This is a genomic window from Arthrobacter sp. P1_B3 (assembly GCF_056406615.1).
This window is the reverse complement of sequence record NZ_JBFTZV010000004.1, coordinates 86,926-102,892: the sequence shown is the minus strand read 5'-3', so window position 1 is coordinate 102,892 and position 15,967 is coordinate 86,926. Positions and strand designations below refer to the sequence as shown.

At 67.9% G+C, this 15,967-nt stretch carries 11 protein-coding genes; 7 read left to right on the top strand and 4 right to left on the bottom strand.

From position 1 onward, the window contains the following. Positions 1-87 precede the first annotated feature (87 nt). Positions 88-279 (bottom strand): hypothetical protein, encoded by a 192-nt coding sequence (locus AC1D2F_RS06115; protein WP_364745857.1) that lies wholly within the window; start codon positions 277-279, stop codon positions 88-90. 63 nt (positions 280-342) lie between these two features. Here AC1D2F_RS06115 and AC1D2F_RS06110 point away from each other — a divergent pair, with 63 nt between their 5' ends. After that, on the top strand, positions 343-738 hold the full coding sequence (locus tag AC1D2F_RS06110) for a hypothetical protein (RefSeq protein WP_229993157.1): 396 nt from the start codon (positions 343-345) through the stop codon (positions 736-738). On the opposite strand, the gene AC1D2F_RS06105 is transcribed toward AC1D2F_RS06110, so the two are convergent. Continuing rightward, on the bottom strand, positions 706-5,004 hold the full coding sequence (locus AC1D2F_RS06105; RefSeq protein WP_476966397.1) for an FtsK/SpoIIIE domain-containing protein: 4,299 nt from the start codon (positions 5,002-5,004) through the stop codon (positions 706-708). The genes AC1D2F_RS06110 and AC1D2F_RS06105 overlap by 33 nt on opposite strands. 302 nt (positions 5,005-5,306) lie before the next feature. Here AC1D2F_RS06105 and glf point away from each other — a divergent pair, with 302 nt between their 5' ends. The 6 genes from glf (at position 5,307) to AC1D2F_RS06075 (ending at position 12,839) form a co-directional block, all read left to right on the top strand. After that, complete coding sequence (gene glf / locus AC1D2F_RS06100; RefSeq protein ID WP_229993155.1) at positions 5,307-6,494, top strand: UDP-galactopyranose mutase; 1,188 nt, start codon at positions 5,307-5,309, stop codon at positions 6,492-6,494. Further along, positions 6,491-8,482, top strand: coding sequence for a glycosyltransferase (locus AC1D2F_RS06095; RefSeq protein ID WP_229993154.1), 1,992 nt, complete (start codon positions 6,491-6,493; stop codon positions 8,480-8,482). Before glf ends, AC1D2F_RS06095 begins: the two co-directional genes overlap by 4 nt. Further along, entirely contained in the window at positions 8,483-9,352 is an 870-nt protein-coding gene (locus AC1D2F_RS06090) for an ABC transporter permease (RefSeq protein ID WP_229993153.1), read from the top strand. A gap of 1 nt (position 9,353) precedes the next feature. Continuing rightward, positions 9,354-10,106, top strand: a complete 753-nt coding sequence (locus AC1D2F_RS06085) for an ABC transporter ATP-binding protein (protein ID WP_229993152.1) — start codon at positions 9,354-9,356, stop codon at positions 10,104-10,106. Positions 10,107-10,300: 194 nt separating this feature from the next. Next, complete coding sequence (locus tag AC1D2F_RS06080) at positions 10,301-12,118, top strand: L,D-transpeptidase family protein (protein WP_476966396.1); 1,818 nt, start codon at positions 10,301-10,303, stop codon at positions 12,116-12,118. Next, the gene (locus tag AC1D2F_RS06075; protein WP_229993150.1) at positions 12,102-12,839 is read left to right on the top strand and encodes a hypothetical protein; all 738 of its coding nucleotides are present in this window, start codon (positions 12,102-12,104) and stop codon (positions 12,837-12,839) included. The genes AC1D2F_RS06080 and AC1D2F_RS06075 overlap by 17 nt, the downstream gene beginning before the upstream one ends. 49 nt (positions 12,840-12,888) lie before the next feature. Here AC1D2F_RS06075 and AC1D2F_RS06070 read toward each other — a convergent pair whose 3' ends face one another. Together AC1D2F_RS06070 and rfbA are read right to left on the bottom strand one after the other, a co-directional pair. Next, on the bottom strand, positions 12,889-14,904 hold the full coding sequence (locus AC1D2F_RS06070; protein WP_229993149.1) for a DUF6541 family protein: 2,016 nt from the start codon (positions 14,902-14,904) through the stop codon (positions 12,889-12,891). Positions 14,905-14,982: 78 nt separating this feature from the next. Next, positions 14,983-15,852 carry a glucose-1-phosphate thymidylyltransferase RfbA gene (rfbA, locus tag AC1D2F_RS06065; protein ID WP_229993148.1) on the bottom strand — a complete coding sequence of 290 codons (870 nt, stop codon included), beginning with the start codon at positions 15,850-15,852 and terminating at the stop codon, positions 14,983-14,985. Positions 15,853-15,967 lie beyond the last annotated feature (115 nt).

The window sequence follows — 15,967 nt, the reverse complement described above, 5'->3', positions numbered from 1 at the left end:
AGATGCCTCGAGACCGTGAGCGATGCATCACATTCAGTGGCGGCGTCCTCACATCTAGACGACTATGTCCGGTAGTGTGCCAGTGTGTCAAGGCCCCCTGTGAACCCTGAAGACCCCCGTGAAAACCCCGGTGAAAATCCCAGCGAACGCCCCGGTGAAGATCCCGGAGAGAGCCGCCGCGACGAGAATCCCGAAGAGAGCCGCCGCGACGAGAATCCCGGAGAGAGCCGCGGCGACGAGAATCCCGGAGAGAGCCGCGGCGACAGTGACGGCGAGCATCCCGGCGAAAGTTCGCGCCGGCATCCGGACGGAACCCCTGCCGGAGCCGCTGCCGGAGACTCTGTGCGGCCAAGAGGAATTGTTGTCATCGCCGTCGTCGTCGCGCTGGAGGCCTTGGCGCTGCTCGTGGCCGGCGGCTGGTACGGGACCCAACTCCTGACCGGAGCCCCGGTGCTTTCCTTCTGGGGTGCCGTCTTCACGCTGTGCCTGCTGCTGGCGTTCTCCGCATGGCTCTTTGCCGTGGCACGCTTCCTGCTGCGGGGCTTCCGTTGGCCGCGGGCAGGTGCCCTGGTGGCCCAGCTCTTCGTGCTGACCATTGGCTTCCCGACGCTGACCGGAGGCTATCCGCTGGCCGGACTGGCCATGCTGATCCCCGCCGTGACGGCGATCGTGCTCCTGTTCGACAAGCGGGTCATAGCGTTCGCGTCACGGGCAGCAGGGGCCCCGCCCGCCCTGTAACGGGCCGTCCCGCGCGGCGTGCTGCCCGGGGGAGAGCCGGACCTGCCCGGGGGAGACCCGGTCCGGTCCGCCGGCAGGCCGGATCGGAGCCAGCGGGAGGGCAGCCCCCAGCTGAACAGGAGAGCACGGGGCAGCCAGCTGGACCGGCGTAGCTTGGCCGTCGGAAATGACGACGGCGCGTCCCGGCGGAGGACTGTGCTCTGGTTCGATCCGGACCCCGAACGGCTCGCCGTCCAGGAGCCCCCGCGGGCGAATCAGGACCGCCCGTCCCTGGCTGCGCGCGACGGCAGCGAGATCCACCCGTTGCCCAAAGCCCGGGCCGAATCCTGCCGTGAGGATCACCCTCCAGCCCAGACTGTTCAGGGCCGCCAGGGCGCTGTTGGCTTCGTGTGCCAGCAGGTCGGCGTCGTCTGCGAGCGCAATCGCTGTCCGGTCCAGGGTGCCCGCGAGTGCGCTGGCGCGGAGCCGGGACCAGTACTGGCCGGGTTCGGACCCCGGCCGGGGCGCGAGCCAGGTGCACGTCGGGTTCATTCCCGGGAGCGCGGCCAGCAGCGTGCTTTTTCCGGAACCCGGGCCGCCGAGGACCGCGAGGACGCTGCCTGCCGGTAGCCGAATCCCGTGCGGCCGGAGTTCGTCTCCGCCGAGCCCGAGCAGCAGTGCCGCCGCTGGGACGGGGGAGTGCGCGGCGCCAGGCATGGCTGCGGGCAAGCCAGCGGGCGGCGGAATCCGTTGCCCTGGCCCGGGGGTGCCGCAGTGGGCCAGCACCTCGTCCACTCTCACGAACACAGGCAACGCGTCCACCCGGAAGGGCCTCGTCGTGACGGCTCCGCCTATGGGGCACTGCCCGCCCGCGGCCGTCGGTTCGAACAGTTGGGCCGCGTGCCCGGTCGCCAGAGGGGCCGGCACAAAAACACCGAACACGGCCACGCGGCCGGGGACCGGCTCCAACGCCGGAAGCCGGGGCCACGCAAGGCGGCCCTCGTCGGTAGAGCCTGCGGGAAAGAAGATCCGGTTGGGCAGGCCCCCGAAAAACCTGGCGGTCACCAGCTCGCGCTCGCCAGAGACGATGACCGTTATCCCTGCCCGGGGGCCGTCCCGCACAATGTCATGAACGAGTTCTTCGGCCCATGCCTGCGGTCCGGAACGAAAAGCCGAAACCCAGGCGCCCCAGCCACTGAGCACCAGGACCAGCCGGGTCCGCGACCAGGCCGCGGGCGCACTCAGCCGTGACGTGACTTCTTCGGCCACCCGCCTCAGCACCCTGGCGGCCCGGCGCAATTCATGCAGGCCGGCCACCGCGCCGACCCGGGGCGCCGTCGCGGCGGCGTTGAAAACACCGGCGGCGTCGAGAATGTAGAGGTGCGACTCCACACGGCCGGCCAGGAGCTGATCGACAGCGAGGGCCAGGGCGGCGTCGCTGGCGCCGGCTTCAGCGCCGACAAGGCCCAGATGCCCGTGCCCGGCAGGACTCCAGCCCAGCTCCTTGACGCGTTGGAGTTCCGGCAGGTCCACCAGCCCCAGCCGGACCGTGTCCCGGTCGGAGGGCCCGGGACCCGGATCCGGCAGCAGGGCCGGCAGGGGATCTGCCACCGGCCGGCGGGGCGGCCGGCCGCCGAGTTCCTGCCACAGGCCCACGGCGGCGTCGATGAGCGGCGCCGCCCCGTGTGCCGGCGTCAGGGCCGCGCCGCTGTCGTGGGCTTCATCGTTGCAGGAGCCGCCGGTCAGGCGATCGGCTACTGCCGGCGGCCCCGTGAGATGGTCCGTGACCGTGCGCACCGTGACCGCTCCGTCTGACCGCACGGCGGTCCGGGGCGTCAGGGTGGCCGTCTGGAACTCCTCCGGGGCTTGTGCGCCGCGGATCAGGAACGCGCGCCCGGGACTTGCGATGGGGATGGCGGCCGCCTGCCCGGAGCCCATGATGTCGAACGATTCGGGGCCGGACTGGACGCGGAGGGCGATGCGGGTGGTGACGTTGGCCCTGATATCGGCGTTCAGGGCTCCCTGCGGGCGCTGCGTGGCCATGATGAGATGGATTCCCAGTGACCGGCCGATGGCGGCAATCCGCATGAGCTCTGAGAGGGCGCCGGGCACTTCGTCCACGAGGATCCTGAACTCGTCCACGACGATGACCAGATAGGGGACTTGCGGGCCTGCCGCCGGCGACGACTCATAAGCCGCGAGATCCGGGGCATTCACCCGGGCGAGCAGTTCCTCCCTCCGCCGGACCTCTGCCCGCAATGAAACGAGCGTCCGCTCCACCTGCGCAGCGCCCAGATCCGTCAGCATGCCCACGCAGTGCGGGAGCCCGGTCAGCGGGCCCAGGCCCGAGCCGCCCTTGAAATCGATGAAGAGCAGGTTGACCCGGTCCGGCGGATGGCCAGCCGCGAGGCCGGCGGCAAGAGTCCGCAAAAACTCCGACTTCCCGGAACCGGTGGTCCCTGCAACCAGGAAGTGCGGACCGTCCGCCTTCAGGTCGATCTGCAGGGTCCCCTGGCTCCCCGTGCCGACCGCTGTGCCCAGTCCGGACTCGGCGCCGGTCCGGGACCACCGCCGGGAGATGTCCGGCGCCGCGAGGGGAAGGACATCGGCCAGGCTGCAGTGCCGTGGGATGGACGGCGGGGGAGCCTTCGGAGTGCGCCGTGTGGCATTGATGCCTCGGCAAAAGCGGTCAAAGACCACCGCCGGGACCAGATCCGGGACGAAGTCCTGGGGCGGGGCCCCGGCGGTGATGAGGGTGCTGCGCCGGCCGAGGACAATGCCGGGGTGTTCTGCGGGACCCTGCTCCGGCGAGCACTCGATCACGCTCCACCCGTGTGCCGCGGCCAGGGTCCGGAACGCCGGCCCGGCATCAGCGTTGTCCGGCCCGGGCGAGGCCCCTGACTGGCCGGGAGTGTCCCAAAGGATGAGGACTCCGCGGTCGAATCCCTCGCCCGGACCGCCATTCAATCCGCCGGGACCGGCAGCCAACAGGGTCGCGGTGGTGGCGTCATTTGCGGACAACGTGACCCGGGGCAGGAAACGCGCTGACAACGGCACCGTGTCCGCCGGGCCATGCAGCACCAGGCGGGTGCTGCCGCCGAGGGGATAGGCAGCCAGCTGCAGGATGAACGAGCGCACCAGCCCGGCCACGGCCGGCGCCGGGCCGTGGATGGTCACCACCGCCGGCGGCGGGTCCAAGGTCAGGGGCACCTGGCCGAGCGGCGGCGGCCGGAAGCCGGAGTCGGGTGGTTCCAGCCGGATGTTCGCCGCCTGATCCGCCAGCCCGAGCCGCAGGCAGACGTCCGCTGGCTCCCCGTGAGGTGCACAGGCAGCCGGGGGTGCCCCGGCCACGCAACCGATGACCAGGTCCGCCGCGGAAGGAGCCGCACGCCGGCGTCGTTCCCTGTCCTGCAGGGCGGCCTCCGCCACAGCTGCGTTGAGCTCGCGGCGCTGGCGGCGGCCCGACAGGAACGGGACGAGGACGGATACGCCTGAGACTGCGGTGAAGGCCAGGAACATCCACATGCCGGTGAGAAGCGCCAGACCGATGCCGACCAGGAGCGGCAGCACCGCCGTCAACGCCACGGCGGCCCGGTGGCCGGGGGCGGCGTTGCCCCGGACGACCAGCGGCGCGGCAACGCTGGAGCCCGCAAGCGCCGTCACGGAGTCCGCGGCAGCATTGGGCACCACCGGCGGGCCGAGCCGGAGCGAGATGGTGGAGTCGCCGCAGCGGATCGCGGACGCCGTGGTCACCGGGGCCATTCGCACTTTCCGGCCGTCGACGCTGGTTCCGTTCGCACTGCCGAGGTCCACGATCGTGACGTCCGAGTCCGAGACGTCCAGGCGCGCGTGCTCCCGGGAAAGTGCGGCATCCGGGATCACGATCTCGGTACCGCTGCGTCCGATCCGGAGCTGGCCCCGGCGCAGCGCGACAAGCGTGCCCGCGCCGGGACCGCTGTCCACTGCGAGCAGCAAAGTGGCTGTTTCGGGGTGGCCGGGTCCGGGGCGGGATGCTGCGCCCGACGTATTAACGACCCCTGCACCGTCGGCCAACGCACCGTCAACCAATACGGCACCTTGGACCAGGGGAGGCACGCCAACCGTCAGAGCGGTGACCGGGGCTCCCCGGACGGACAGCCCGCCGGTCCCGTAGCGCCGGGCGATGGCGGCCTCCAGGTCCGCGCCCGGGCAGGGCTCCGGGACCTCGACGGACAGCTCAATGAGCTGCCCGTCCGGCGTCGAACCTGCCATGAGGGTGCAAGGTGCGAGAGTGCAGTGGAAGATCATCCGGGGCATCCTTTCCTGCGTGGCGGCCCGGGTTCCACGTTAGGGATGCCTCGGCCCGGCTGCGCGCCGGAAATTAGGCCATGTGGATAAACGGGGGCAGCCCGGCGACGGGCCAGACGGCTCCGAGCGCGCCCCGTACGCGCCCCGGCCGGCTCCGAGCGCGCTCCGTACGAGCTCCGGACACGGGCCGGACGCGGGCCGCGCGGCGGGGGCCGGGCGCCGACTGCAATGGAGCCTCGGGTAGGCTAGTGCAGCAGACAATGCGCAACATTGGGCTGCCCGCATTCGAATCAGGAGAGTTTGTGACCGCTGACCTCGTCATCGTAGGGTCGGGCTTCTTTGGCCTGACAATCGCAGAACAGGCCGCCACGGAGCTGGGCTTGAAGGTAGTCGTCATCGACCGCCGCCACCACATCGGCGGCAATGCCTACAGCGAAAAGGAAGAGCAGACCGGCATCGAGGTGCACCGCTACGGTGCGCACCTTTTCCACACTTCCAACGACCGTGTGTGGGAGTACGTGAACCGCTTCACCACGTTTACGAACTACGTCCACAAGGTGTACGGCGTGCACAAGGGCGAGGTCTACTCCCTGCCCATCAACCTGGCCACGATCAACCAGTTCTTCCGGGCCAACCTCACCCCCGGCCAGGCGCAGGAACTGATCAAGGAACAGTCCGGCGAACTGGCAGGCACCGATCCGCAGAACCTGAACGACAAGGGCATCCAGCTCATCGGACGGCCGCTCTACGAGGCGTTCATCAAGCACTACACCGGCAAGCAGTGGCAGACGGATCCCAAGGACCTGCCCGCGGGCATCATTTCGCGCCTTCCTGTCCGTTACAACTATGACAACCGGTACTTCAACGACAAGTACGAGGGCCTGCCGACCAACGGCTACACGGCCTGGATCGAGAAGATGGCCGAGCACCCGAACATCGAGGTCCGGCTGAACACGGACTTCTTCGACGAGTCGCATGAGTACAGCAAAAACAAGGTGGTCGGCAACATCCCGGTCATCTACACGGGGCCCGTTGACCGGTACTTCGACTACGCCGAAGGCGATCTCTCCTGGCGAACCATCGACTTCGAGGAAGAAGTCCTCGACGTCGGCGATTTCCAGGGCACCTCAGTGATCAACTACAACGACGACGACGTGCCGTTCACGCGCATCATCGAACCGCGCCACTTCCACCCGGAACGCGACTACCAGACGGAGAAGACCGTCATCATGCGCGAATTCTCCCGTGCGGCGGAGAAGGGCGACGAGCCCTATTACCCGATTAATACCGCCGCGGACCGGGATCGCCTGCTCAAGTACCGGGACCTCGCGGCAGCCGAGAAGGATGTCCTCTTCGGCGGACGACTCGGCACGTACAAATACCTGGACATGCACATGGCCATCGGCTCTGCCCTGACCATGTTCGAGAACAAGATCCGGCCGCATTTCGAGGCCGGCGCCACGATTGAAAGCGGAGGAGTGGACGCATGAGCGCCGCTGAAACGACACCCGGCTGGAACCCGATTCAGCGGGTCATCCTGCCATCGACCGACCAGACCGACACCGTACCCCTCTACGTTGACGCTGGCACAGCCAGCGGCATCCGGCTCCGGGAGAACGACGAATTCGCCCGCACCCCGAAACTGCTCGAGGACAAGCTGCAGATGTTCAGCTCCGAGAGCCGGGTAGCGCACTTCGAGGACCTCCTCGGAAGGCACTCCATGCGGGTGCGCTCCGGCGAACAGCTCTCGTTCGGCACCTACTTCAACGCCTTCCCGGCGAGTTACTGGCGCCGGTGGACCTCGGTTCGGGACGTCCGCCTGGTCGTGGAGACCAGCGGTCCGGGAACGGTCACGGTCTACAAGTCGAACGCCCGCGGATCGGTCCAGCGCGTCGACGGCAAGCACGTCGACGGCGACGCCACCTCCACGTTCGAACTCTCGCTCAAGCCCTTCGGCGACGGCGGCTGGTACTGGTTTGACCTGGCCGCCAGCACCGGGGACCTGGTCCTGAACAACGGTGCGTGGGAGGCCACGGGCGGTCCCGCGGCCAAGGGCCAGGTGACCCTCGAAATCACCACCATGAACAAGCCCGACTTCTGCCTGAACAACGCCCGGATCCTGGCCGATAACCCGGACGTCCTTGAAAACGTCAAGGAAATCCTGATCGTGGACCAGGGCACGCAGAAGGTCGAGGACCAGGAGGGCTTCGCCGCCGTCCGGGACGCCCTCGGCGGCAAGCTCCGGGTCATCAACCAGGCAAACCTGGGCGGCTCCGGAGGCTTCGCGCGCGGCATGTTCGAGGCTGTCGAAAACGGCAGCGACTACGCCCTGCTGCTCGACGACGACATCGTCGTCGAACCCGAAAGCATCGTGCGGCTCCTGACGTTCGCCGACCACTGCCGGAAGCCGACAATTGTCGGCGGCCACATGTTCGACCTCTACAACCGCAGCGTCCTGCACACCTTCGGCGAGGTCGTGGACCCGTACCGGATCGTCCCGGCCCTGCCCCACGCCGACATGGAAACGCGGCACGATTTCAGCGTCGCGAACCTGCGCCAGACGCCGTGGCTGCACCGCCGCGTGGACGTTGACTACAACGGCTGGTGGATGTGCCTGATCCCCACGAAGGTGATCCAGGAAATCGGGCTGTCCCTGCCGCTGTTCATCAAATGGGACGACGCCGAATACGGGCTGCGCGCCCGGGAAGCCGGCTTTGCCACGGTCTCAATGCCGGGTGCCGCCGTCTGGCACGTGTCCTGGATCGACAAGGACGACCTCGTCGGCTGGCAGGCCTACTTCCACGCACGCAACCGGCTGATCACGACGCTGATCCACAGCCCGTACCCCAAGGGCGGCCGCGTGCTGCGCGAATCTTTCCAGTCCGACGTCAAGCACCTCGTCTCGATGCAGTACTTCACCGAACACGGCCGGATCGACGCGCTGCGCGACCTCTTGAACGGACCAGACGACCTCCACAAGGTGCTCGGCACCAAGCTGCCGGAAATCAACGCGCTGAAGGCACAGTACCCGGACGCCCAGCTGAAGGAAGACGTCGATGACTTCCCGGCGCCAAAGATCGGCCGCGGTCCGATGGGCGGGACCGTTGTGGGGCTGCCCAGCAAGAAGCAGCTCATTCCGTGGGGCATCAAGACCGTTGCGCGCCAGCTCATCAAGGCGCCGGGACCGGAAAGCGCCGAACGGCCCCAAGGCTACCTGGCCCACCGGGACAACCGGTGGTACCGGGTGGCGCACTACGACAGCGTTGTGGTCTCCAACGCGGAGGGCACCGGTGCCTCGTGGTACCAGCGCGACCCGAAGAAGCTGAAGGCGATGCTGACCGAGGCGACCATGCTGCACGCGAAGCTGTTCCGGGAATGGGACAGCCTTGCTGAACAGTACCGCCGCGCGGTGGCCGAGATCAGCTCGATCGACGCGTGGAAGAAGACGTTCGAGGCGAATTCCGAGGACGGCAGGTAGATGGCTGGTCAAACCGACCAGCTGATCAAGCCCGGAACCGGGCACGGGCTGCTGGACGTCTACGGCGACCGCTTCCTGCTGAAGCTGCTGGTGCGCAAGGAAATCAAGGTGCGCTACCGCGGCTCGGTGCTGGGCCTGCTGTGGTCCTACGTGAAGCCGCTCGTGCAGTTCCTGATCTACTTCGTGGCGCTGGGCATCTTCCTGAACCTGCAGCGGGGAACGCCGAACTATGCGATCTACCTGTTCTCCGGCATTGTACTGGTCAACTTCTTCACGGAATCGCTGTCCAACGCCACCCGCTCGATCGTGGACAACCGTGACCTGATCCGGAAGATCTACCTGCCCCGGGAACTGTTCCCGGTGGCCACCGTGTGGGTGTCGGCAGCGCACTTCCTGCCCCAGCTGCTGGTGCTGGTCGGCGCGTGCCTGGTGGTGGGGTGGGCCCCGACGCTGCTGCAGCTCGCCGCGGTGGTCCTGATCTTCGTCATGGTGGCAGTGCTGGGCACGGGCCTTGGCCTGCTGTTCGGCGCCGTCAACGTCTATTTCCGGGACTCCGAAAATATCGTGGACATGATCGTCATGGTGGTCACGTGGGCTTCCCCGGTTCTCTACCTCTGGTCAATGGTCCAAAAGGTGATGGGCGATTGGTTCTGGATCTACCAGCTGAACCCGATGACGGTCGCCGTCGAGGTCTTCCACTGGGCCTTCTGGGAACCGACACTCAAGGCGGACCAGCTGGTCAACGACGCCTCGCCGCCGGGCATGCTGACATTCTGGCTGCCCGTCGCCCTGCTGATCACGCTGGCCGTGCTTTTCCTCGGGCAGTGGACGTTCCGCCGGCTTGCCGTTCACTTCGCACAGGAGCTCTGACATGACCGCGCACGGCCACGTCGCCATCATCTGCACCGATATCCGGAAGCAGTTCGTACTCCGCCACACCCGTTCCCTGAAGGAAGCCCTCGTCTGGCTCGTGAAGGGACGCAAGGGCGACCTCTCGAAGAAGTTCCTGGCCCTGAAGGATGTCTCGCTTGAGGTTAAACAGGGCGAAACGGTTGCACTCATGGGGCTCAACGGTTCCGGAAAATCGACGCTCCTGAAGCTCATTTCCGGGGTCCTGCAGCCCGACGGCGGCACGGTGCGCACGCGCGGCCGCGTCGCCGGGCTGATCGAAGTGGGCGCAGGCTTCCACCATGACCTCAGCGGCCGGGACAACGTCTACCTCAACGGCGCCATCCTCGGCATGACCGAAAAGCAGATCGACGAGAAGTTCGACTCGATCGTGGAATTCTCCGAAATCGGTGAGTTCATCGACACCGAGGTGAAGTTCTATTCCTCCGGCATGTACCTGCGCCTGGCGTTTTCCATCGCCGTGCATACGGACCCCGAGGTCTTCCTGATCGACGAGATCCTCGCGGTGGGCGACGAGCCCTTCCAGCGCAAGTGCATCGCGAAGATCAAGGAGCTCTCCGAGATGGGGAAGACCCTGTTTGTCGTGAGTCATGACCTGGACCTGGTGGCCACCGTGTGTGAGCGCGGCGTCCTGCTCGAACACGGCAAGATTGTTATGGACGGCGAAGTGCACGACGTCGTCAACGAGCTCCGGCGCAGGTCCCTCGCTCTGTAACGGCCCGCCCTGCAGCGGCCCGCCCTCTAGCGGCGTGCCCGGCCGGCTCCCGGCCCGGCCGTCCGTTAGGATGGGCCCGAAACGGGGGCTCAGCCCCGTACCGGGGGATGCGGGGAGCAAAAATGACAGCTGTGGGGTCCAGGGAGCGGCGAGACCGGCGGCGGAGGCCCTCGTGGCCCGGCCGGCTGCGGACAATGACAAGGGCCGTGGCGATCGCGGCCGCCACCGGAATCGTGGCGGCAAGCCTCGCCCAGGGAGCCGCCGCGGATAGCTCCCCGGCACCTCAACCGGCCCAGCAGTTGTCCCGGCCGGCAACGAGCCAACCGGGCCCGTCGAGCCCGTCGCCGGCCGCGGCCGCGGCCGCGCCCGGCACCGCCGCTTCGGCGAAACCGACACCTTCGGCCACGGCTTCGGCGAAACCGACACCAGCGCCCACGCCCACGCCCACGCCGAAAACGACTGCGTCGCCGACGTCCGGAGCTGCTACGGCAGCCGGACCCACAGCAAAGGCAGCGACCGCGGCACCGACACCGGCCGCGGCGGAGGCGGCCATCCGCGTCCCCGGCGCCATCGGCGTCGAATACGAACGCCTCGGCGGCGCCACGGGCCCCGTGGGCCCGGCCACGGCAGGGCAGAAGTGCGGGCTTGCCGGCGGCGGCTGCCAGCAGAGCTTCGCACACGGAACGATTGTCTGGAGCGAAGCCACCGGCGCCCGCCTGCTGTCCGCGGGCATCGAAAATGCCTGGCTCAAGGCCGGCGGTGTCACGGGCCATCTCGCCTACCCGCTCGGGGCTGCCCGCTGTGGCGGGGCGCCTGTAGTCTGCCAGCAGGCGTTCCAACACGGCAGCCTGTACAGCGTGACCGGGAAGGGAACCTACCCTGTCTGGGGTGCCATCAACGCCACCTATGAATCCCTCGGCGGCCTCGAGGGGTACCTGGGCTACCCGATAGCGGTCGAGACGTGCGGGCTGACCGGCGGGGCTTGCACGCAGCGCTTCCAACGCGGCGCTGTGTACTTCGCTCCCGGCGCCGGTACCTTCCCGGTGTGGGGCGCCATCAATGCCCGCTACCTCGCCCTTGGCGGCAGCCGCGGCTACCTGGGCTACCCGACGGGCCAGGAAAAATGCGGACTCCGTGGCGGCGGCTGCTCCCAGGCCTTCCAGCGCGGACGGATCTACTACGCGGCCGGTGCCGGCACCCAGGCGGTGTGGGGAGGTCTCGGACAGTTCTATACGGCCCGCAAGGCCCAGGCCGGCGCCCTCGGATATCCCGTCACGGCCGAGGCCTGCAACCGGAGCGGTTACTGCAGCCAGTCTTTCCAATACGGCCGGCTCGAATGGATTCCCGGAACTGGGGTCCGCTACCGGCTGACCCCGGCCGCGTACTGCCCGGCCATCAGTTCCGGGGCCGTGAAGTACCGCACAGGCGGAGCCTCACGCGTGTCCTTCGCGATCGCTGACACCTACCGGTCCACCCGGATCACCTTCATCACGTGCGTCCGGCAGCCGGACGGAAGCTACGCGAAGGAGTGGGGCGCGCTGGGCCATGCCGGCGAGTCCGGCTTCGCCGCGCCTGGCGTCGCGACAGGACCCACCTGGCAGATGTTCTCCCCGACGGGATCGTTCACCGTCACCCAGGCCTTCGGCCTGGGCAACCCCGGAACGGCCCTTTCCTACCGGACCCTCAATCCCTATTCGCGCTGGGGCGGCCGGCTCAACGGGAACTACAATAAGTACTTCGAATCGAGCTCGGACGTCTTCCCGGACGAGAACATGTGGTACTTCGCGACCCGACCGTCGCATGACTACCGCCAGGGAGTCGTCATCAATTACAACCGGCCACCGGATGCGCCCATCACCATGAATGCGGGTTTCGCGATTTTCCTCCACGGCAACAACCTCCCCACCTGGGGCTGTATTTCGCTCAACGACGGCGACCTCCTGCAGTATCTGAGGACGGCGCATCCCGGCGACCGGTTTGTCATGGGGGTCGCGTATGACATCTTCAATTAGCTCCGCCGGCATTAGTTCAGCCAACCCAGTCCCTCTACATGAGGTCCCTGCCCGGCAGGGCGCTCCGGGCCGCCGGCGTCCGGTGCGCTACTGCGGCCTGCTCGCCCTCGCGGCGAGCCTGGCCCTGGGCGCCTGCACTGCAGCCCCGGCGCCCGGGCCGGGGCCTTCAGCCGCGGGTACGACGCCGGCCCCGTCGGCCCCGACGCCGACGGGGACGTCCGGCGTCGCCCCCGGAAACGAACCGCTGACCCACGACGGCCGTACGGTGGTGCCGGCCCCGGGGGCYGAGTGCGCGCAGCCGGCGCTGACGGACATCCGTCGGGTGCTGGGTGCCGTGGCCGGGAACGTTCAGCCGGCCGACGTTCAGGCGTCGTCGAAGGACGGCGTGGCCGAGCTCGCCTGCACGTTTGCCCTGGCCCCCGTCGCTGCCGGGCAGGCCGCGGACCTGGGGAATGCGCTGATCGTGTCGAAGACCACCGCGCCGGACCAGGCAGGCCTGGACGGGCTCGGGCTGCCCCGGCTGATGATGTCGCCCGAGCCCGTCCCGGACCTCGGCGCCAAGGCATGGTATTCCGCCAACCGCCTGACCGGGACCACGGAGTACGTCGTGGAGATGGTGGACGGTTTGACCGTGGTGAGGGTGACGCTTGCCCTCCCGGCGGACACGGCCGAGCCCGAAGCGGTGAAAGCCAAACTGGCCGAACTGGCCCGGCTCAGCTAGCCGGAACTGCGCTTGGGGCGCTCATTGCCCAGTCCTCATTTCCCAGTCCTCAAGTCTCCCGGCAGGCCGTCACTTCGTACAGCCGGGCGCCGCCCTCTGCCAGCACCAGCCGGACGGCCAGCGAGTTGTTCAGGTTCTCCAGTCCCGGGAAGGGATGTTCGCCGAAGTGGACTTCATTGGGGCCGAAGTCCAGGACATAGCGGACACCGGTGGCTTTCAGCGCGGCGCAGACCGCCGGATCGTTGTCCGCATTGCGGAGGTTCCGGTTGAGTGTTTCGACGGCGGCCGTGTTGGCCGTCAGGATGTGCTTGGCCGTGGTCTCCCGATGGGCGATCGCATAAGCCAGCGCCCCGCCCGTCCACGGGTTCACCGCGATGGCGGCGTCCGCGGGAACGATCTCGTCCAGCCGGTCGATGACCTTCTGTTCGTCCGTTGAGACGAGCAGCGAATGGTCCGTCTCGAGGTAGTTCTTCCGGGCCGAACCGATCGCGGTCCTCATTGAGGGGATCTGGGACGCGGCGACCGCCAGGGCGAGCACGCCGCAGATGACAAGGTAAGCGGCGTTGGTGCCGCGGCCGGCGCTCTGTGGCGACCCTGCCAGCCGGTCAAGCCAGCGGCGGAGCCAGACGGCGACGGCGTCGACGCCGACGGCGGCGAACGGCAAGGCCGTCAGCGGCAGGAGCGCCGCGATCCTGTTGCTGTCGTTGTACCAGATCCCGGTCAGCGCGGCGCGCACATCGCCCTTCAGGGTGCCGGAAACAATGACGTACAGCACGCCGGTGATGACAAAACCGGCGATCATCCACGTCCTGCCGCCGCGCCGCCAGCACAGGAAGAGGCCAATCAGCATCAGCACGCTGACGCCGATCGCAGCGGGGCGGTCAATGGCGCCGTTCGCCAGGACATCCCACGCAGCACCGCGGGGCGTCTGCACGGGTTCCCAGAACGCGGCATCTTCCGGCGGCCGGATGTTGGTCCACAGCACATACAGGGCCACGGCCCCGACGCCGAGCCCCAGGCTGGCGAGGATCCAGGCGGTGCGGTGCCGGGACCGGTGTTCGCGGTTGCCGGCAAGGCGTGCGTAGGCCTGCAGGATGATCGGCACCGAGAGCGCCACGAGCGACATGAATCCGTTCGGGTGGGCCAGGGCAAGTCCCGGAAGGATCAGCAGCGGCAGCGTGAACCGGGGCGCGGGCGGCCACTGAAGGTGGCGCGCCACCTGGCACAAGAGGGCAATGCTGGCCAGGGCGGCCGGCAGCATGCTGATCGCCAGGAAGTTCGGATACAGCACGCCGAAATCCAGCAGCAGGATCGGGAACGGCGCGAACATTGCGGCCAGGATCGCTGCGGCGCCGACGGCCACGGGCCGGTTGCCGGCCACCGTCCGGGTCAGCATCATGCAGCCCAACGGCCACACGACTGCCGCCACGGTCATGTTCAGGACGTTCACGGCCACCGTAATCGGCAGCCCGGTCAGCTGGACGAGGGCCGCGGCGAGGCCATGCCAGGCTGCCGGATAGAAGTAGGGCGCCGCGTCGCCGCTGGTCATCTTGGACATCCACAGCGAAGAGGCGTTGCCCGTATCCAGAACGTACCGCACACCGTTCAGATGGAACACGTTGTCGAAGGTCTGGGAAAAACTCTCCGGAGAACCGAAAGCCAAGGCGAGTTCAACGAGGATCAGCGCCGCGCCCGCGAAGAACGCCGCAGCGACCCGGGCCGCGCTCCTTGTTCGGCGCGCGGGGTGCTGGGATGCCTCGGCGTGGTGCCAGGGAATGAAGGCGTGGCGCAGGCTGCCGCCAGCGCGCCGGATCCCGGGGAGCCGGATTCCGATGATCACGGCAGAAAGCAGAACGCCGCCGGCCAGGACGGCAGCGGCTGTCCACGGGATAGACGCGAAGGGCAAGAGTACGGCCAGGACCGCCGCAATGGAGATCGTGACCGGCCCGGCCAGGGCAGCCGCCGACAGTCCCCTCAGGCCAAGGCTGACCGTTACCAGGCCGCCGGGCAACAGGAGGAAAAGCATCGCCTCCAGCACGTATGGCAGCGTCTGGAGCCAGTTCAACTTTTCAGCCCGGGGCTGATGCGGGCACCGACAAGTAGCGGCCCGCCACTGGCGGGCACATCAGGACAGCAGGGCACGTCAGATGGTCTGGTCCAGCAGTCCCAGCAGATAGGCACCGTAGCCGCTCTTGACCAAGGGTTCCGCACGCTGGCGAAGTTCGTCGTCGGTCAGGAAGCCCAGCCGCCAGGAAATTTCCTCCGGGGCGCCGACCTTAAGGCCCTGGCGGTGCTCGACAGTGCGGATGAAGTTTGAGGCGTCGCTGAGGTCGTCGAAGGTTCCGGTGTCCAGCCAGGCCGTGCCGCGCGGAAGTATCTCTACCTGCAGCTTGCCGCGCTCCAGGTAGGTCCGGTTGACATCGGTGATCTCCAGTTCACCGCGCGCAGAGGGCTTGAGGTTCTTGGCGATGTCGATGACGTCATTGTCATAGAAGTACAGGCCCGGCACGGCGTAGTGGCTGCGCGGCTTCGCGGGCTTCTCTTCGAGTGAGAGGGCCTTGCCGTCGTCGTCGAATTCCACGACGCCGTAGGCCTTGGGATCCCGGACCCAGTACCCGAACACGGCACCGCCGTCGATGTCGGCATGCTTGCGCAGCTGCGTGCCCATGCCCTGGCCGTAGAAGATGTTGTCACCGAGGACCAGCGCCACGGTCTCGTTCCCGATGTGCTCGGCACCGAGCACGAACGCCTGGGCCAGGCCGTCCGGCGAGGGCTGCTGGACGTAGGTGAGGTTGACGCCGAACTTGGACCCGTCGCCCAGGAGCCGCTGGAACTGCTCCGCGTCATGGGGTGTGGTGATGATGAGGATGTCCCGGATGCCCGCAAGGATCAGCGTGGACAAGGGGTAGTAGATCATCGGCTTGTCATACACGGGGACCAGCTGCTTGCTGATGCCGAGAGTGATCGGGTGAAGCCGGGAGCCGGTACCGCCGGCCAGAATTATTCCACGCATGGGCCCAATCCTCCCGTACCTTAGCCGGTCACAGCAAACTCGGAGCCGGATTGGGCGCACGCGACAGCTGGGCCGGGCACCCTGCGCCGGGGGTGCAGGGCCCGTGCAAGGTAGA

Bases quoted from the DNA above. Each gene is read 5' to 3' on its own strand.
- AC1D2F_RS06095 (WP_229993154.1), top strand. From the start codon at position 6,491: ATGAGCGCCGCTGAAACGACACCCGGCTGGAACCCGATTCAGCGGGTC.
- rfbA (WP_229993148.1), bottom strand. From the start codon at position 15,852: ATGCGTGGAATAATTCTGGCCGGCGGTACCGGCTCCCGGCTTCACCCG.
- AC1D2F_RS06105 (WP_476966397.1), bottom strand. From the start codon at position 5,004: ATGATCTTCCACTGCACTCTCGCACCTTGCACCCTCATGGCAGGTTCG.
- AC1D2F_RS06080 (WP_476966396.1), top strand. From the start codon at position 10,301: ATGACAAGGGCCGTGGCGATCGCGGCCGCCACCGGAATCGTGGCGGCA.
- AC1D2F_RS06085 (WP_229993152.1), top strand. From the start codon at position 9,354: ATGACCGCGCACGGCCACGTCGCCATCATCTGCACCGATATCCGGAAG.
- AC1D2F_RS06090 (WP_229993153.1), top strand. From the start codon at position 8,483: ATGGCTGGTCAAACCGACCAGCTGATCAAGCCCGGAACCGGGCACGGG.
- AC1D2F_RS06115 (WP_364745857.1), bottom strand. From the start codon at position 279: ATGCTCGCCGTCACTGTCGCCGCGGCTCTCTCCGGGATTCTCGTCGCC.